General features: G+C 62.3%; 18 protein-coding genes. 6 read left to right on the top strand and 12 right to left on the bottom strand.

The window, feature by feature from the left end; translation table 11 throughout:
- Positions 1-12: 12 nt before the first annotated feature.
- Both trpD and trpC read left to right on the top strand, forming a co-directional pair.
- Complete coding sequence (trpD, locus tag AB1S50_RS06830; RefSeq protein ID WP_367149776.1) at positions 13-1,062, top strand: anthranilate phosphoribosyltransferase; 1,050 nt, start codon at positions 13-15, stop codon at positions 1,060-1,062.
- On the top strand, positions 1,059-1,853 hold the full coding sequence (gene trpC / locus AB1S50_RS06825; RefSeq protein WP_367149775.1) for an indole-3-glycerol phosphate synthase TrpC: 795 nt from the start codon (positions 1,059-1,061) through the stop codon (positions 1,851-1,853). Before trpD ends, trpC begins: the two co-directional genes overlap by 4 nt.
- Positions 1,854-2,045: 192 nt before the next feature.
- Here the strand turns inward: trpC and crp are convergent, their stop codons facing one another.
- Positions 2,046-2,657, bottom strand: coding sequence for a cAMP-activated global transcriptional regulator CRP (gene crp / locus AB1S50_RS06820; protein ID WP_367149821.1), 612 nt, complete (start codon positions 2,655-2,657; stop codon positions 2,046-2,048).
- Positions 2,658-2,989: 332 nt separating this feature from the next.
- On the opposite strand from crp, the gene AB1S50_RS06815 reads away from it, so the two are divergent.
- Positions 2,990-3,397, top strand: a complete 408-nt coding sequence (locus AB1S50_RS06815) for an OsmC family protein (RefSeq protein WP_367149774.1) — start codon at positions 2,990-2,992, stop codon at positions 3,395-3,397.
- A 50-nt stretch (positions 3,398-3,447) separates the two neighbouring features.
- On the opposite strand, the gene coq7 is transcribed toward AB1S50_RS06815, so the two are convergent.
- The 11 genes from coq7 to AB1S50_RS06760 all read right to left on the bottom strand — a co-directional run bounded on the left by coq7 (position 3,448) and on the right by AB1S50_RS06760 (position 15,370).
- The gene (gene coq7, locus AB1S50_RS06810; protein WP_455363739.1) at positions 3,448-4,119 is read right to left on the bottom strand and encodes a 2-polyprenyl-3-methyl-6-methoxy-1,4-benzoquinone monooxygenase; all 672 of its coding nucleotides are present in this window, start codon (positions 4,117-4,119) and stop codon (positions 3,448-3,450) included.
- A 2-nt stretch (positions 4,120-4,121) separates the two neighbouring features.
- On the bottom strand, positions 4,122-5,417 hold the full coding sequence (gene purD, locus AB1S50_RS06805) for a phosphoribosylamine--glycine ligase (protein ID WP_367149773.1): 1,296 nt from the start codon (positions 5,415-5,417) through the stop codon (positions 4,122-4,124).
- 84 nt (positions 5,418-5,501) lie between these two features.
- Positions 5,502-7,073 (bottom strand): bifunctional phosphoribosylaminoimidazolecarboxamide formyltransferase/IMP cyclohydrolase, encoded by a 1,572-nt coding sequence (gene purH / locus AB1S50_RS06800; protein ID WP_367149772.1) that lies wholly within the window; start codon positions 7,071-7,073, stop codon positions 5,502-5,504.
- 161 nt (positions 7,074-7,234) lie between these two features.
- Complete coding sequence (fis, locus tag AB1S50_RS06795; RefSeq protein ID WP_367149771.1) at positions 7,235-7,546, bottom strand: DNA-binding transcriptional regulator Fis; 312 nt, start codon at positions 7,544-7,546, stop codon at positions 7,235-7,237.
- Complete coding sequence (dusB, locus tag AB1S50_RS06790; protein ID WP_367149769.1) at positions 7,543-8,541, bottom strand: tRNA dihydrouridine synthase DusB; 999 nt, start codon at positions 8,539-8,541, stop codon at positions 7,543-7,545. Before dusB ends, fis begins: the two co-directional genes overlap by 4 nt.
- Before the next feature lie 215 nt (positions 8,542-8,756).
- On the bottom strand, positions 8,757-9,860 hold the full coding sequence (locus AB1S50_RS06785; RefSeq protein WP_367149768.1) for a DUF3426 domain-containing protein: 1,104 nt from the start codon (positions 9,858-9,860) through the stop codon (positions 8,757-8,759).
- An 87-nt stretch (positions 9,861-9,947) separates the two neighbouring features.
- Positions 9,948-10,829, bottom strand: a complete 882-nt coding sequence (gene prmA, locus AB1S50_RS06780; protein WP_367149767.1) for a 50S ribosomal protein L11 methyltransferase — start codon at positions 10,827-10,829, stop codon at positions 9,948-9,950.
- Between the two features lie 117 nt (positions 10,830-10,946).
- The gene (gene accC / locus AB1S50_RS06775) at positions 10,947-12,287 is read right to left on the bottom strand and encodes an acetyl-CoA carboxylase biotin carboxylase subunit (RefSeq protein WP_367149766.1); all 1,341 of its coding nucleotides are present in this window, start codon (positions 12,285-12,287) and stop codon (positions 10,947-10,949) included.
- 15 nt (positions 12,288-12,302) lie between these two features.
- Entirely contained in the window at positions 12,303-12,758 is a 456-nt protein-coding gene (accB, locus tag AB1S50_RS06770; protein ID WP_367149765.1) for an acetyl-CoA carboxylase biotin carboxyl carrier protein, read from the bottom strand.
- A gap of 28 nt (positions 12,759-12,786) precedes the next feature.
- On the bottom strand, positions 12,787-13,242 hold the full coding sequence (gene aroQ / locus AB1S50_RS06765; protein WP_367149764.1) for a type II 3-dehydroquinate dehydratase: 456 nt from the start codon (positions 13,240-13,242) through the stop codon (positions 12,787-12,789).
- Between the two features lie 370 nt (positions 13,243-13,612).
- Positions 13,613-15,370: a protein-disulfide reductase DsbD family protein gene (locus AB1S50_RS06760; protein ID WP_367149763.1), complete on the bottom strand. Its 1,758-nt coding sequence runs from the start codon at positions 15,368-15,370 to the stop codon at positions 13,613-13,615.
- A 118-nt stretch (positions 15,371-15,488) separates the two neighbouring features.
- Here AB1S50_RS06760 and AB1S50_RS06755 point away from each other — a divergent pair, with 118 nt between their 5' ends.
- The 3 genes from AB1S50_RS06755 to AB1S50_RS06745 all read left to right on the top strand — a co-directional run bounded on the left by AB1S50_RS06755 (position 15,489) and on the right by AB1S50_RS06745 (position 17,338).
- Positions 15,489-16,229, top strand: coding sequence for an N-acetylglucosaminyltransferase (locus AB1S50_RS06755; protein ID WP_367149762.1), 741 nt, complete (start codon positions 15,489-15,491; stop codon positions 16,227-16,229).
- The gene (locus AB1S50_RS06750) at positions 16,226-16,675 is read left to right on the top strand and encodes a copper chaperone PCu(A)C (RefSeq protein WP_367149761.1); all 450 of its coding nucleotides are present in this window, start codon (positions 16,226-16,228) and stop codon (positions 16,673-16,675) included. The genes AB1S50_RS06755 and AB1S50_RS06750 overlap by 4 nt, the downstream gene beginning before the upstream one ends.
- A 93-nt stretch (positions 16,676-16,768) precedes the next feature.
- A complete protein-coding gene (locus tag AB1S50_RS06745) occupies positions 16,769-17,338 on the top strand; it encodes a YajG family lipoprotein (protein ID WP_367149760.1) in 570 nt (189 codons plus the stop codon).
- Positions 17,339-17,491 lie beyond the last annotated feature (153 nt).

The raw sequence follows: 17,491 nt of genomic DNA, 5'->3' as shown, positions 1-17,491 counted from the left end.
CTGGGGGATCACATGAATATTCAGGAGGCTATTGCCGCGCTGGTGGACAACAGGCATCTGCAGCGTGCGCAAATGCGCGATGTCATGGGCCAGGTAATGCGCGGCGAGGCGGAGGATGCCCAGATCGGCGGGCTGCTGGTGGCGCTGCGCGCGCGCGGCGAGACGGTGGACGAGATCGCCGGAGCAGTGGAAGTGATGCGCGCGCTGGTCCGGCCGGTGCAGGTGGATCTCACCAACGCTGTGGACATAGTGGGCACCGGTGGTGACGGCGCCAACCTGTTCAATGTGTCCACTGCGGCCAGTTTTGTCGCTGCCGCCGCCGGTGCCCGGGTGGCGAAACACGGCAACCGCTCCGTCTCCTCCAGCAGTGGTGCCGCGGACCTGCTGGAGCGCGCGGGGGTCTTTCTGGAGCTGACCCCGGAACAGCTGGGCCGCTGTATCGAAACCCTCGGCGTGGGCTTTATGTTCGCGCCCAGTCACCACAGTGCCATGCGATATGCCATAGGACCGCGCAGGGCCCTGGGGATGCGCACCATTTTCAACCTGCTCGGCCCCCTGACCAACCCGGCTGGCGTCAAGCGCCAGGTGATCGGGGTCTACGACCGCGCCCACTGCCGGATGCTGGCGGAAGTGCTGCGCACCCTCGGCTCGGAGCATGTGCTGGTGATGCACAGCGACGACGGTCTCGACGAAGCCAGCATAGCGGCGGATACCTTCGCCGTGGAACTGAGGGACGGCGAACTGCGCGAGCTGCAGATTCGACCGGAAGAGTTCGGTCTTCAGCGGCGCTCCCTGGAGGGGCTGTCGGTTTCCGGTGCCGGTGCGTCCCTGGCGCTGATCGGCGATGCCCTGGGCAAGCAGACCACCCAGGCGGCGGCCAAGGCGGCCGATATGATCGCCCTCAACGCGGGCCTGGCCATCTATGCGAGCGGTGTCGCCGGGGCCCCGAAGCAGGGGGTTGCGATGGCCCAGGACGCCATTGCCAGCGGCCTCGCCGGGGAGAAAATCAGGGATCTGGCGGCGTTTACCAGTGCTTTCCGTCCGCGGGAGGTGCAGGCGTGAGTACTCCCACTATTTTGACCGAGGTGGTAGAGCGCAAATGGCAGGAGGTGGCGGAGCGTATTCGCAGTTGCCCGCTCCCGGAGATCCGCGCCCGCGCACTGGACCAACCGCCCACGCGCGGGTTCGTGCAGGCGATAGAAGCCAGGCTGGCGGCGGGCCAGGCGGCGGTAATCGCGGAGATCAAGAAAGCCTCCCCCAGCAGGGGCGTGATTCGCGAGAACTTCATTCCCGCCGAGATAGCCACCAGTTATGAACGGGGTGGCGCGGCCTGTCTGTCGGTGTTGACGGACGTGGATTTCTTTCAGGGCGCCGATGCCTATCTGCAGCAGGCACGCGCCGCGGTGCGGCTGCCGGTGTTGCGCAAGGACTTCACTGTGGACCCCTTCCAGGTGTATGAAGCCCGGGCCATTGGTGCCGACTGTATTCTGCTGATCGCCGCCTGCCTGGAGGATGCACAGATGCAGGACCTCAACGGGCTGGCTGCGGAGCTGGGCCTGGATGTCCTGCTGGAAGTGCACGACCGTGTGGAACTGGAGCGGGCTCTGGCCGTGCCCAACCGGTTGATCGGTATCAACAACCGCAACCTGCACACCTTCAGTGTCCAGCTGGAGACCACTTTTCAGCTGTTGGATCTGATTCCCGCGGACCGTATCGTGGTCACCGAGAGCGGTATCCACACCACCGACGATGTGGCGGCCATGCGCGGTCACGATGTGAACGCTTTTCTGGTGGGTGAGGCTTTTATGCGCGAAGCGGAGCCGGGGCGCAAGCTGATGGAGATGTTTAACTAGTGTCTGTTAACAGGGCCTAGGGAAAAACCTTTCCCGGCTTTTCTCAGCAAGGGTTTGCGGCCCATGTCCGCAAACCTCGACGCCAAATCAAATGGTTATGCACTTAATTTGCGAGTTTGGTGGTCGCTTTACGCCCCTAAGCGGATAGTGCAGAGGCTCAGTCGCGCGCTTCGCCTCTGGGTCAGGCCGGCATCAGCGGGTGCCGTAGACCACCATCGTCTTGCCTTTGACCGATACCAGCCCCTGTTCTTCCAGGGTTTTCAGTACCCTGCCCACCATTTCCCGCGAGCAGCCGACGATGCGGCCGATTTCCTGGCGGGTGATTTTAATCTGCATACCCTCCGGGTGGGTCATGGCATCCGGCTCGTTGCACAGATCCAGCAGGGTGCGGGCGACCCGGCCGGTGACGTCCAGGAACGCGAGATCCCCCACCTTGCGCGTGGTGTTGCGCAACCGGCTGGCCATCTGCGTGGCCAGAGCAAACAGGAACTCGGGGTTCTGCCGCGTCAGCTCCTGGAACTTGGCGTAGGAAATCTCCGCCACTTCGCACTCTGTCTTGGTGCGCACCCAGGCGCTGCGGGTGTCCTGGTCGAAGAGTCCCATTTCGCCAAAGAAATTGCCGTCATTCAGGTAGGCGACAATCATTTCCCGCCCCTCGTCGTCTTCGATCAGAACCGCCACCGAGCCGCGCAAGATAAAATAGAGTGACTCACAGCGGTCACCGGCGTAGATGATGGTGCTTTTGGCCGGGTAGCGGCGCCGGTGGCAATGGGCGAGAAAGTCTTCAATGTTCCCCACAGACATGAATTCTTCAATAGCAACCGTCACGGACCTACTCCTTTTTTTTAGTTGTGTGCCTCGCACAGAGAGACGTGGCAGCAAGTTGGGATTATGGCGCTAATTCCCCGTCGCCAAAAGTGGCCCAGGGCAGGAAAGGTGTGCAATGTGACCTGTGACACCGTGATTTTGCCAACGTTCGGAATAACTTTTGTGTTGTCGACGGCTATTTCGTTGTCCGCAGGCCCGTTTGACCAAACTGGCCCGCTCAGACTCTTCGCTACGAGGCGTTGCCGCCTCGGATAGGGGCGTGCGGATATGCTAAGCTCCGCGTCCTTGTTATGAGCGGGAGTTAGCGGATGCAGGCCAAGGTAAGCTGGGTTGATGGGGTAACATTTATAGGCGAGGCCGGCAGCGGCAATTCTGTGGTCATGGAAGGTGGACAGAAAAACAACGGCATCCGCCCCATGGAAATGCTGTTGCTGGGGGTGGGTGGCTGTGCCTCCTACGATGTAGTGAACATTTTACAGAAGGCGCGCCAGGAGATTTTTTCCTGCCATTGCGAACTCAGCGCCCAGCGCCCCGATGCGGTACCGGCCCCTTTCGAGCGGATTGAAATGGAGTTCGTGGTGCGTGGCCGCAATGTCAAGGAGGCCCAGGTGGCCCGGGCGGTAGAGCTGTCGGCGGAGAAATACTGCTCCGCCTCCATCATGCTGAAAAACGCCGGAGTGGAAATGGTGCACCGCTTCCGCATCGAGGAGGTCTGACCCTCCAGCGACAGTGGGGCAATCCGCGCAGGGGGCGCTTGCCGGCGGGGCTAAAGGCGGTAGCTGGCCGAGGTCATTACCTTGGACACCAGTGTCATCAGGCCCTTGAGTGGCCGCGGAAACTCTGTCCCTCCAGCCGCCAGCGCCGCGTGCTGGTGGGCTTCTTCGTCCACCAGCATCTGCTCCACCACCGCGCGGCTGCGGCGGTCCTGGGCTGGCAGGCGCTGCAGGTGGCTTTGCAGGTGGTCACAGACTCTCTCTTCGGTGGCCGCGACAAAGCCGAGACTCACCCGGTCGCCTATTTTGCCGGCGGCGGCCCCGAGACCGAACGACAGGCCATACCAGAGGGGGTTGAGCAGGCTGGGGCGGCTGTCCAGCTCCCGCAGGCGCTGCTCGCACCAGGCCAGGTGGTCGATTTCCTCATCTGCAGCCTCTTCCATTTCACCGCGCACCTCCGCCAGCTGTGCGGTCAGCGCCTGGCCCTGGTAGAGTGCCTGGGCACAGACTTCACCGCTGTGATTGACCCGCATCAGCCCCGCCGCATGGCGGCGCTCGGCCTCGCTCAAATCCGCTTCATCCTCGCCCCTGGCTGGGGAGGGGCGGGTGTGGGTGGGCGCGCCCGGACTCAGGGTGCGCAGGGCGCGATCCGCCTGGACCAGCAGCCGGTCCAAGCCGGAAAGTTTTCGTCCGTCACCCATGTTGTCGCTGCTTTCCCGGGCCATTGTCAGTCCACCAGTTGCTGTTCCCGCGCCACGGCGCGGCTGCCGATATCCTTGCGGTAGAAGGCACCTTCCCAGTGTATCGCCCTTGCCGCCGTATAGGCATTCGCCTGGGCATCAGCCACGGTTTCGCCCAGGGCGGTGGCGCATAGCACACGGCCGCCACTGGTTACCACGCGCTCCCCATCCAGGGCGGTACCAGCGTGGAATACTTTGGCGGTGTCGCTGTCGGCCCGCTCCAGGCCGGAGATGGCATCGCCCTTGCGATAGCTGCCGGGGTAGCCGTTGGCGGCAAGTACCACCCCAAGCGCCGGGCGGGGATCCCATTCCGCCACCACCTGGTGCAGGCGTTTCTCCAGCGCCGCCTGGCACAGTTCCACCAGGTCGGACTTGAGACGCATCATGATGGGCTGTGTCTCAGGGTCGCCAAACCGGCAATTGTATTCTATGACCCTGGGGGCGCCCTCGGCATCGATCATCAGGCCGGCGTAGAGGAAGCCGGTGTAGGGGATGCCATCGGCAGCGAGCCCCTTGACGGTGGGCTCGATCACTTCCCGCATAATACGCCCATAGACATCGTCGGTTACAACCGGCGCCGGCGAGTAGGCCCCCATGCCACCGGTGTTGGGCCCGGTGTCGCCGTCACCGGCCCGCTTGTGGTCCTGGCTGGTGGCCATGGGCAGGATATGCTCACCGTCCACCATCACGATAAAGCTGGCCTCTTCACCGGTCAGGTACTCCTCGATCACCACCCGGCAACCCGCCTCGCCGAAGGCGTTGCCGGACAGCATGTCGCGCACCGCCAGTTCGGCCTGCTCGACGGTCTCCGCCACAATCACGCCTTTGCCCGCCGCGAGTCCATCGGCTTTCACCACTATCGGCGCTCCCTGGGCGCGTATGTACGCCAGTGCCGGCTCCAGGGTGGTGAAGTCGCGATAGGCGGCGGTGGGGATCTGGTAGCGCCGGAGGAAATCCTTGGTAAATGCTTTGGAACCCTCAAGCTGGGCGGCGCTTTTGCCGGGCCCAAAGATAGCCAGTCCCCGGCTGTTGAAAAAGTCGACGATCCCGTTCACCAGCGGTGCTTCCGGGCCCACGATGGTCATTTCAACGCCATTGGATTCGGCGAATTCCGCCAGTGCGGTAAAGTTGTCAACGCCGATGGCGACGTTCTGGAGTTTGGCTTCGCGCGCGGTGCCGGCATTGCCCGGCGCCACAAACACAGTATCGACAGCGGGATTCTGGGCCACTTTCCAGGCCAGTGTATGCTCGCGGCCACCTGCGCCAATAACCAGTATGTTCATGTGGGGTCCCCCTGTATCGGCCGGTTGGTATCCAATCTGGTGCGGTATTTTAGCCCGGATTTGTTGCGGGCAAGCAAAAGCCGATCAGTGACGGAAATGGCGCATGCCGGTGAAGACCATCACCATGTCGTGTTCGTTCGCGGCGGCGATGACTTCATCGTCGCGGATTGAGCCGCCTGGCTGAATCACGCTGCGAATACCCACTTCGGCGGCGTTGTCGATACCGTCCCGGAACGGAAAGAAGGCGTCCGAGGCCATGGCCGAGCCGGCCAACTCCAGGCCCGCATGTGCCGCCTTGATGGCGGCGATACGAGCGGAGTTTACGCGGCTCATCTGGCCTGCGCCTATCCCGATGGTGTGCCCGCTGCGCCCGTAGACAATCGCATTGGACTTGACGAATTTGGCCACTTTCCAGGTGAACAGCAAATCGCAGAACTCTTCCTCTGTGGGTTGTCGCCGGGACACGACCTGCAGGTCCGCGGCGGTGATGATGCCGTCGTCGCGATCCTGGACCAGCAGGCCGCCGTTGACCCGCTTGTAGTCAAGGGCTGGTACAGGCTCCGGATTCCACTGGCCGCACGCCAACAGGCGCACATTTTTTTTCTCCGCCAGCGCGGCCCTGGCCTGCTCGGATACGGCGGGGGCTATGATCACCTCCACAAACTGGCGCTCGACGATGGTTTTGGCGGTATCTCCGTCCAGTGTGCGGTTAAAGGCGATAATGCCGCCAAAGGCGGATTCGCTGTCGGTTGCGAATGCCAACTCGTAGGCTTTGCCGATGTCTTCGGCGATGGCGACGCCACAGGGGTTGGCGTGCTTGACGATGACGCAGGCGGGCTCACTGAAGCTTTTTACACACTCCAGCGCCGCATCGGTGTCGGCGATATTGTTGTAGGACAGGGCCTTGCCCTGCAGCTGGACAGCGGTGGCGACACTGGCCTCGGCGGGCGTCGCCTCGGTGTAGAAAGCGGATTGCTGGTGGGGGTTCTCGCCGTAGCGCAGATCCAGTTTCTTGATGAACTGGCTGTTGTAAGTCCGCGGAAAGCGCTGTTTAGCACCGTCCTGGATAGTGCCCAAGTAGTTGGCAATGGCGCCGTCGTAGGCGGCGGTATGTTCAAATGCCTTGACCGCCAGGTTGAAGCGGCTCGCCTGGCTGAGGGTGCCATCACCGGCGAGCATTTCCTCGATAACACCGTCATAGTCGGAGGTGTTTACTACGATGGCCACGTCGCGATGGTTTTTCGCCGCGGCGCGCACCATGGTTGGGCCGCCGATGTCGATGTTTTCAATGGCGTCCGCCAGCGGGCAGTCCGGTTTGGCCACTGTCTGTGCGAAGGGGTAAAGGTTGACCACCACCATGTCGATGGGGCTGATAAGGTGTTCTGCCATGACGCTGTCATCGGTGCCCCGGCGGCCGAGGATACCGCCGTGTATCGTCGGGTGCAGAGTCTTGACCCGGCCGTCCATCATTTCGGGGAAACCGGTGTGATCGGAGACTTCAACCACCGGGATACCGGCTTCTTGCAGTTGGCGGTGGGTGCCGCCAGTGGAGAGAATCTCCACGCCCATCGCCGCCAACTGGCGGGCAAATTGCACAATGCCACTCTTGTCCGAAACGCTGATCAATGCACGGCGAATCGTCACCTTGTCTGTCATAGCAATTGGTCCATCTGGTTTTTTGGCGGAAGCCGGTTCACCCTTATGCGGTGGCAGGAGTGACCCGAAATGGTGATATTTGTGCCGCTAAACGGCGAGGGGGGATGAGTTTTCCCATCCCCCCTCGCCGTTTACCCGGCCTTGGCAGGCGCGAGCGCGCTTTACAGAAGTCCGTAGCGCTTCAGTTTCTTGCGCAGGGTACCGCGGTTGAGCCCCAGCAGGGTGGCCGCGCGGGTCTGGTTGTGGCGGGTGTACTTCATTACCACTTCCAGCATCGGCGCTTCGATCTCTGACAGTACCATATCGTAAACATCGGTCACCATCTGGCCATCCAGGTGACGGAAATAGTTTTCCATCGCCTGCTCAACTGCGTCGCGCAGCGACTGCTGCTGCGGGCGTTGCAGTTGAGTCTGTCCCCCCGGGGATGTCTCGTCAGAACCGCTGGTATCCGAAATAAATGCTTCGTTGTTCATGCCGCATGTGCCCCTCTAGTTATTCGGCGTTCAAACCACTGCTGAACGCTGGCATGTTGTGCTTCTGCGTCTTCCAATTGGAGAAAGTAGCTGCGAAAAGACTCGCTCCCCACGAGTGTCTTCAGGTACCAGCTCACGTGCTTGCGAGCGATACGGACCCCTGCCACACCACCGTAGAAACGGTGCAGTTCGCCCAAGTGGGCGACCACTGTATCCCTGATCTCTTCCACTGAGGGTTCCGGCAGTCGTTCCCCGGTGGCGAGATAGTGTGCCATCTGCCGAAAAATCCACGGTCGTCCCTGGGCCGCGCGGCCCACCATGACCGCTGCGGCGCCGGTGTAATCGAGCACCTCGCGGGCCCTTTCCACACCGGTGATGTCGCCATTGGCGAAAACCGGGATCTTCACCCTGGATACAATTTCGGCAATGGTATCGAATTCGGCCTGCCCCCGGTAGCCGCAGGCGCGGGTGCGGCCGTGTACGGCGAGGGCGGATACGCCAATGTCCTCCGCCAGCCGGGCCACAGTGACGCCGTTGCGGGACTCGGGGCACCAGCCGGTGCGTATCTTCAGGGTTACCGGTACCGATACGGACTGCACTACGGTCTGCAGAATATCCGCCACCAGTCCCTCGTCCCGCAGCAGTGCGGACCCCGCCGCTTTGCGGCACACTTTCTTGGCCGGGCAGCCCATATTGATATCGATAATCTGAGCACCGCGACGTACATTCTCCCGGGCAGCCTGCGCCATCATCTCCGGGTCTGCTCCGGCGATCTGCACCGACACAGGTTCGGCTTCACCGCTGTGTTCGAGCCGCAGCCGGGATTTTCGGCTGTCCCAGAGTCGCGTGTCCGATGTCACCATTTCCGACACCACCAGTCCCGCACCCATATTCCGGCACAACTGGCGAAAAGGGCGGTCGGTGACCCCCGCCATTGGCGCCAGGATTACCGGACTGCCGATAACATAGGGGCCTATGGCGATTTTCTGGGACACTCAGGCTCCGCGAAATATGGCTTCTGGGGCCATTTTGAGACCCTCGCTGGACCCGGGGTCCGGGAACTAGCCGCCTATGATAGCGGTTGCATCAGTATTGGAAAAGCGAAAAAGCGTTCAATTTGGTCACCTGTTGTGCGTTTAGCTTGTGCTTTGCACAGTTCTTATAGAGTGACAGGCCCTTTTTTCCGCCAGCATCAATCTGAGACTGAGGGTCAGGGTGCGATCGCTAGCTCGTAGTTCACCGCCGTCAGGCCGGGGTCGACGATCTCAATGGCGATATGTACCGGATTCCCGCTTGGCATCTGCTTGCGGCCGGCCAGCTCCCCCTGGAGGTAGTCTGTGGGGGCAAAGCGGCGGCTCGCCACCGCCCTATTCTGCAGGTCGCTGAAGGTCAGCAACAGATTGGGAAAAGGCTGGAAAAATTCCGCCGTGTTCAACAGTACGGCGTCCACCACCAGAGCACCTTTTAGCTGGGGGTGGCTGCGCACCACCAGATTTGCGGTGCGGATGGCATCGGTATCCGCCAGTATGGGTAGTGTACAGCCCAGCTGGGGGCATGCCAGAGCATAGAGATCGCGCCAGGGTTGCCGTTTGCTCAGGTTGTCGAAGCGGAAATAGGCGGTTTGTGCCAACAGGCCGCCAACCAGAAGGGCCACCAGCAAGGTCCACAGCCATCCGGGTATCCGTTGGTCCCGGCGGGGCCGCCAGGTCATTTCCAGCGGCGCCGGTTCAATGGCGGAGAGTAGCCGCTGTCGGTCCGGCGGTGCCGACAGCGGTTCCTTCTCGGGGCGGAAGCTGCGCTGCCTGCGGCGGTCATCCAGGGATTGCTTCACCTGGCTGGGTATCCCATCCCCATCCCGGGGCGGGCTCCTATCCAGGGTTGGGGCCAGTATTTCTCCACTTTGGGGGTCCGGGTCCCAGTCCGGCGCCAGCTCGCCGCTGTCAAACTCCGCCTGCCCGCTGTCTTCGATCACTGTGGTGGGGTCGGTCTGGGTCTGCCAGTCGCTGTCCGCAAATGCTTCGTCGATGACAGGGCCCTGCCCGGGCCCGGCGGCCTCTGCCGCAAGGGGTTTGGATGGCTCTGTGTCCAGGCCCTCATCCAGATCGATATTGTCGTGGATCAGGAAGTCGTCATCTTCCAGCAGTGCTTCCAGATTGCGGTCGGCGTCGTTGTCACCGAACACAATGTTTTCGTCCGCGCGGAAAACCTGCAGGCAGGAGCCACAGCGCACGGCACCGCGGGCGGCGCGCAACTGCGCCTCGCTAACGTGGAAGGAGGTGCTGCAATGGGGGCAGCGGGTTACCAGTTGCGACATACTGCTTTGGCGGAAATTAATCGGCGGTCAAGTGTAGGCGCCTTGCGGCGTCCCAGGCAAGGGTTGCGGAGCCCAACTGAGTAATTGCTAACACACTCGCGAGCCGCTGATGCGCACCCACTCCTCCCGCTGTCCATCTTCATCGAACTCAATCCAGGGTGCATAGGCCGCTTTCACCTGCCGGGACTGTGACGCCAGTATTCCCGACAGGCACAGGCGACCGCCGATGCGTGTCAGTTCAACCAGGCGCGGCGCCAGCTGCACCAGCGGGGCTGCGAGGATATTGGCCAGCAGCAGGTCCGCACTCTCCTGGGGCATCTGCTCCGGCAGATAGACCGGAAAGCGCTCGGGGGCTATGCCGTTGCGCCTGGCATTATCGCGGCTGGCTGTCAGGGCCTGGGGGTCGATATCGATCCCCAGGGCGCTTTCGGCACCCAGCAGCAGGGCGCCGATACCCAAAATGCCGGAGCCGCAGCCGAAGTCGATCAGGCGCCGGCCCTGCAGCGGCTCCAAAGACAGCCACTGCAGGCATAGGAAAGTGGTGGGGTGGGTGCCAGTGCCAAAAGCGAGACCCGGGTCCAGCAGCAGGTTGACCGCCTGGGGCTGCGGCGGTTCGCACCAGCTGGGGCAGATCCACAGCTGGTCGCTGCACTGGATGGGCTTGTAGTGGGACATCCACTCGCGCTCCCAGTCTTTGTCTTCCAGTTGCTCCCAGTGGGCGTTGGGAAGTGGTTCGCACAGAAATGCGGCGCACTTCGCCTCGGTGACCCCGGTGTCCACACCGGCATCGAACAGGCCGGTTACGCGGGTCTGGTCCCAGAGGGGCACTTCTCCCAGGCCGGGTTCGAGAATGGGTTGGTCGGCATTGTCCTGCAGGGTGACGGATACGGCACCGGCAAACAGCAGCGCCTCTTCGAATGTTTTCGCGCGGATACGGTCGGTATCCACGCGGAGCTGTAGCCAGGGCATAGGGATTCCGCGGTTATTGCGCCCGCAATTAGGGTTGCCGGTGGCGCCCGTCCCTGTGGCGACCGGAGACTGGTTTGGATTCGCAATGGGCTTTACAACGGGCCCCGCTCGGCCGGGTTAGAGCCCCAATTTCTTCTCCAGGTAGTGGATATTGATTCCGCCCCGGGCGAAGGCCTCGTCCCGCACCAGCGACTCCTGCAGGGGGATATTGGTTCTGATACCGTCCACCACCAATTCCGACAGGGCGACGCGCATACGCGCCAGGGCGGTTTCGCGGTCCTCGCCGTGGGTGATCAGCTTGGCGATCATGGAGTCATAGTTGGCCGGTACCGTGTAGCCAGAGTAAAGGTGTGAATCGACCCGCACGCCGAGGCCGCCAGGGGTGTGGAAGTTGTTCACCCTGCCGGGGCTGGGGAAGAAGGTCTTCGGGTCCTCCGCGTTGATACGGCACTCGAAGGAGTGGCCCTGTATCACTATATCCTCTTGCTTCAGCGATAGCTTCTCGCCGGCACACACGCGTATCTGTTCCCTGATCAGGTCTACACCGGTGACCATTTCCGTCACCGGGTGTTCGACCTGGATACGGGTGTTCATCTCGATAAAGTAGAAGCGCTCGTCCTCATAGAGGAATTCGAAGGTGCCGGCACCGCGGTAGCCGATATCGACACAGGCCTGTACACAGGACTCGAGTACCTGTTTGCGCACCTCGTCGGGAATGCCGGGAGCCGGCGCCTCTTCCAGCACCTTCTGGTGGCGGCGCTGCAGGGAGCAGTCGCGGTCTCCCAGGTGGATGGCATTGCCCTGGCCGTCGGACATCACCTGAATTTCCACATGGCGGGGGTTCTGCAGAAATTTCTCCATGTAGACGGTGTCGTCACCGAAAGCGGCCAGCGCTTCGGACTTGGTGACGGAGATCGCATTGAGCAGCGCGGCCTCGGTGTGCACCACGCGCATACCGCGGCCACCGCCGCCGGCGGCGGCCTTGATGATCACCGGGTAGCCGATACGGCGGGCGATTTCCAGGCAGCGCTCGCCATTGGCCGGCAGTGGTCCGTCGGAACCGGGTACAGTCGGCACCCCGGCCTTCTTCATCGCTGCTATGGCGGAGACCTTGTCTCCCATCAGTCGGATCACGTCTGCGTCCGGGCCGATGAAGGTAAAGCCGCTTTTCTGCACCTGCTCGGCGAAATCCGCATTTTCCGCCAGAAAGCCATAGCCGGGGTGGACAGCCACCGAGTCGGTGATTTCCATGGCGGAAATAATTGCGGGGATGTTGAGATAGCTCTGCGGTGACGGGTTGGGGCCTATGCACACCGACTCGTCGGCGAGACGCACGTGTTTGAGATCGCGGTCTACCTGGGAATGCACAGCGACGGTGGCAATATTCATCTCCTTGCATGCCCGCAGGACACGCAGGGCGATCTCCCCCCGGTTGGCGATCAGTATTTTGTCGAACATGTGTAACAGCCCCGATCAGACGATGGTCACGAGGGGCTGGTCGAACTCTACCGGCTGCCCGTCTTCGGCGAGAATGCTCTCAATGGTGCCGGCCTTGTCCGCCTCTATCTGGTTCATCATTTTCATTGCTTCGATGATGCACACAACGTCACCTACTGCGACCTGTTGGCCGGCTTTCACAAAGGGCTCGGCGCCGGGGCTCGGCGCGGCGTAGAAGGTGCCTACCATGGGCGACTTGACCGCGTGGCCTGTCAGTGCGGGCACGGGTTCCGCAGAGGTTGCGGGCGCCGCAGCCGGGGGAGCCGGTGCGGGGGCCGGGGGAGCGGCGACCGCCAGCGGAGCTGCGGGTTGGGCACCGCCGCTGACACCGCGGCTGATGCGCACTGATTCCTCACCTTCTTTGATTTCCAGCTCGCCGATATCGGATTCCTCGAGCAGCTCAATCAGTTTCTTAATCTTGCGGATGTCCATAGTACCTACTCGCAGTTATGGTTCTTTGTCACTGGCCGGCAGCGATCTGGCGCAGGTGCTGGATCGCGGCGTCCAGGGCGAGGGTGTAGCTGTAAGCGCCAAAGCCACACACCACCCCCAGGGCCAGGTCGGAAAAATAAGAGTGCCGGCGGAATTCCTCCCGCGCGTGCGTGTTGGAGAGATGCACTTCGATAAACGGTGTGCCCACCGCTGCCAGGGCGTCCCGCAGTGCCACACTGGTGTGGGTGAGGGCCGCCGGGTTGATCACGATAATATCGGTGGCGTCCCCAGGTGCCCCGTGCACACTCTGGATCAGTTCCGCTTCACTGTTGCTCTGCAGCGAGCGCAGTTGATGGCCGGCGGCAGCGCACTGGGCGCGGGCGGCATCGTCTATCTGTGCCAGGGTGGTGGCACCGTAGATTTGTGGTTCACGAGTGCCGAGCAGATTGAGGTTCGGTCCGTGTAGCAGTAGAAGTTTTGCCATAGATCGCTTTATAGAAAATGCTGCAAACGGTCAAAAACCTGGGCCAATGTCGGCAATCTTGCAGCCAAACCTACTGAACTGTGCGGGTTATTGCCATCTGGAGGGAGTTTGCCGCAAAAGTGACCCTCTGTCCATTCCTGTAGTGCAGTTTCTTGAAGTTGGCCACATTTCGCTGGCTTTTCGTTGGCGTTTGGCGCAGTAATTTCAGTGACCCGGTTATTGAGCCGACAGGGGAATGGTTACGGGGTGGGGCTATCGCTTAGGGCCTGATGAACCACAGGTAACAAAAAGTGGTGTTTTCCCGGCCACAAGCCGGGGATATGTCCTGCGTCTTGCTGGCGACCCCGGCGCAAAGCCTCAGCTTGCACCCCTAGTCCAGCGCCGCTGCGGCCCTGAGTTCCGTGACAACCCCTGTGCGGGTCAAGAGTTGTGGCAATACCTTGGCTTTGCCGCCGCCAGCCGGGTAGACCAGGTACAGGGGTACGCTGGTGCGACCGTAGCGCGACAACAGTGCACTGATTTGCGGATCCTGGTTGGTCCAGTCCCCCTTCAGGGCCACCACGTCCAGTTCACGCACTGCATCGCCCACCTCGCGGCTCGACAGCACCATCTTTTCATTGGCCAGGCAGGTGATGCACCAGGCGGCGGTCATATTCGCCAGTACCGGGCGGCCCTGGTCGAGCGCGGCGCTGAGCTTCTCCGGTGAATAGGGCTGCCAGTACCCGGAGGCCAGTTTCGCACCGTTAGTGGTGTCCAGGCGCGGCAGGATGGCCGTTGCGGCTGCGAGCGCGGCGAGCGCGACTGTGCCACGGGTCCAGCGCCACTGGGGGCGGGGCCAAAGCCACAGGGCGAAGGCGATAGCGACCGCCCCGGCGAGGACCAGCGCCACCCCGTCACTGCCGCTCTGGCGACCCAGTACCCAGAGCAGCCAGACTGCCGTCAGGTACATGGGGAAGGCCAGCAGTTGCTTCAGGCGCTCCATCCAGGGGCCCGGGCGGGGCAGGCGCCGGGTGAGGGATGGCAAATAGGTAAGGAGCAGAAACGGGGCCGCCATGCCCGCACCCAGTGCAGCGAACACCCCTAGGGCCGCCGGGGCCGGCTGGGTGACGGCAAAGCCCAGTGCGGAGCCCATCAGCGGCGCGGTGCAGGGGCTGGCCACCACCGTGGCCAGGACGCCGGTGGTAAAAGAGCCCCGCAGACCCTGCTGGGCACTGGTGTCAGCGCCGATACCCATGAGCCGGGTACCGAATTCCGTCAGCCCCGAAAGGCTGAGGCCCATGGCGAAAAACAGATAAAACAGCACCGCTACCAGAACCGGGGACTGCAGCTGAAAGCCCCAGCCCACCGCCTCGCCTCCGGCCCGCAGCCCCAGCATGAGCGCGGCGATCAGCACGAAGCACAGCACCACCCCGGCGCTGTACGCCCAGCCGTGCAGGTGGCGGTGATGGGGCCTCTCGGCCGCCTGGCTGATGGCCAGGGCCTTGATGGAGAGCACCGGGAATACGCAGGGCATCAGGTTCAGAATCAGACCGCCGACAAAGGCGAACGCCATTGCCAGCAGCAGGTTGAGATTGTCCTCGTCGCCGGGGAACTGTCCCGCGGGCGGTGCGGCGGCGGCCACCGGTGTGGCGCTGCCGCTATCCAGATCCAGCTGGAACTGGCGAACCTGGGGCGGATAGCAGAGGCCGGCGTCCGCACAGCCCTGATAGTGCACTTCCAGGGTCGCGGTGCTCGCATCCCGGGCCATAGCCAGTGGGAATTCCAGCTGCAGCCGGTAGACCTCTGTCTCTTTTTCGAAGTATTCGTCCCAAATGACTTCGCCGTCCGGCAGGGTCAGCTGCAGCGGTGTCTTGCGCCCTCCATCGACCTGGTATACCGCCAGTTTGTCGCGGTACAGATAGTGTTCCGGCGCTATCTGGAAGATGGCACTGGCACCGTCGGCACCGAACAGGAAGTCCTGTTGAAAAGCTTCGTCCACCGGAAGGAACTCCACCTCCTGGACGCCGGTCAATTCTGGAACGGAGAAGGGTGAGTCCTGTGCCCAGGCGCCCTGGCCGCACAGCAGCGCAAAAAAAGCGGCCGCAGCGGCGAGGAATACTTTTCCGAAACTCTTGGTCATCACAGCCATGCTGGTAAAAATTCCGTATAGTCTGTTATCCGGGACTGTCAGGGCGGACGGTGGTTCCCCTCAGCGCCGCAGTATAACGGCCGCCCGGGTGTAAAAAAATAACATGTGGAGGAGCGGTTTGGTCGCGTTTACGACGGGTGGTGGCAAGAGCCCCTGGCGGATACTGGTGCTGGTGGGCGCAGTGGCCCTGGGCAGTTGTGTTCGCGCCCCGCACAAGCCCGCACCCCAGCCGGCGCCGGTACCGGAGCCAGCCCAGCCCCGTCAGCCATCCCCCGAGGAGGTACGGCAGCGCGCGGTGGCTTACTTTCTCTCCCGTGCCGAGGGGGCCCGGCAGAAGGGATTCCTGACCCAGCCGGCCGGCGCCAGCGCCTACGATCACTACCTGCGGGTACTACAGCTGGACCCCGGCAATGTCCGCGCGAAGAGCGGTATCCAGACGCTGGTGATCGAATATGTCCAGCGGGCCCGCGACGCCCTGCGCCGGCGCGCCTTTGGCGAGGTGACGGCTTTTCTCAGCCAGGCCGAGGCACTGGCACCGGGCAATGTCCTGGTGGCGGAAGTGCGGACACAACTGGCCAGGGAGCGGAGCCGGGCCAGTGCGAACCCCCTGGCCGGCGACGAGATTCCCCTGCCGGCAGGATCCCTGGCGAACAGGGATGAGGCAGTATTGGCGCTATTAAAAAATGCAGCCGGGAGAATCCGCAGGGAGGGTCGCCGTGTCATTATTGTTGCCCGCAACGACGCCGAGGGGCGCTGGATTTATCAGCAGCTGCGCGAGGCTGTGCCCGGGTACCGGGTGCGCGGGGATATCCGGCTGGGGCAGAGCCCGCGATTGATTCTCACAGGAGGCGAACCATGACCATGAAACGAATGGGTGGGGCATTTGTGCTAATGGCGCTCAGCGGCGCCCTGCAGGCAAACTCCGACTCACTGACCCTAGCGGGTTACGCCCGCGAGACGGTCCCAGGCACTGCCATGAGTGCAGCCTATCTGTCGATACAAAACGACGGCGCTGCTGAGCGCCAGCTGCGGCGGGTGGAGCTGGTGCGGGAGGGGGCCTCTGCGGAGCTGCACACCACGGTAAAAGACGGCGATGTCAGTCGTATGCGCCCCCTGGCGTACCTGAAGGTACCCGCCGGCGGCAAAGTGGAAATGGCCCCGGGGGCTGTGCACCTGATGTTGCACGGTGTACACCTGCGCAGGGGGGAGGCGTTGCCACTGCGGCTTTTTTTCGCCAACGGGGATGAATATGAAATCAGTGTGCCGGTTCGCGGTCTCACGGGTAAGCAGCACCACCACGGCTGATGCCGGCCAGGTTTGGCGACAATCCAAAGGATGCGGGATCATCTATTGGATCGCCGGGTTAATAGCGGAATTCATAAGAGTTTGGAGATAACCATGAATAAATTAATGTTGTTTGTGGGCTGCTGTGCCCTGGTGGCCTGTGCCCACAGTCCAGTGCAGGTGGATCTGCGGCCCCAGGTGACTGTTGCGCCCGAATCCATAGGGGCGGGGCGCACCATCAGTATTCGCGGCGTCAACCAGTTGCAGGGCAGCGGTCTGGGCTCCCTAGGCGGTGTCTATGCGAGCGACTCGCAGGTGCAGCTGGCCAATAATGTCGAGCAGGCGATGGCGGATACGCTGCGGGATGGCTTTACCCAGTGGTCTTTCCAGCCGGTCGCCGATGATGCGGATGTGCAGATTGTCGCCAGCCTGACCAGCCTGCGTTACAGCAGTCCCGACAAGCTGATTACCACAGAGGTGGATACCAGTGCCGGGGTACAGCTGCAGGTGACCATTGGCGGTGCCACCTACTACGGCAGCTACCGTTCCAGCGGTAGGGACAGGAACCTGATCAAGCCCGATCGCGACGAGGTGGAGGCGCGTATCAACGGCCTGCTGAGCGCCACCCTGCAGCGTGCCTTTGAGGATGAAAAACTCAAAAATTTCCTCCGCACCCACGGCTGAGAAAACCCCGGGCCTTAGGACAGCTGACGTTTATGTGGCGCCCGGTGTGAAGAACTTGGCAGTTTTAGGTTTTTGATACCCGCCGGGGAACTTTCACCTTTATGCTGTGGTTAAAAATGTGCTCATCAGCAGGCCCTAAGCCCTAACGACAAG

This window comes from Microbulbifer discodermiae (genome assembly GCF_040742695.1).
Lineage (GTDB): Bacteria > Pseudomonadota > Gammaproteobacteria > Pseudomonadales > Cellvibrionaceae > Microbulbifer.
Note: the sequence above shows the minus strand (reverse complement) of the source record. Positions and strands in the feature narration are given on the sequence as shown.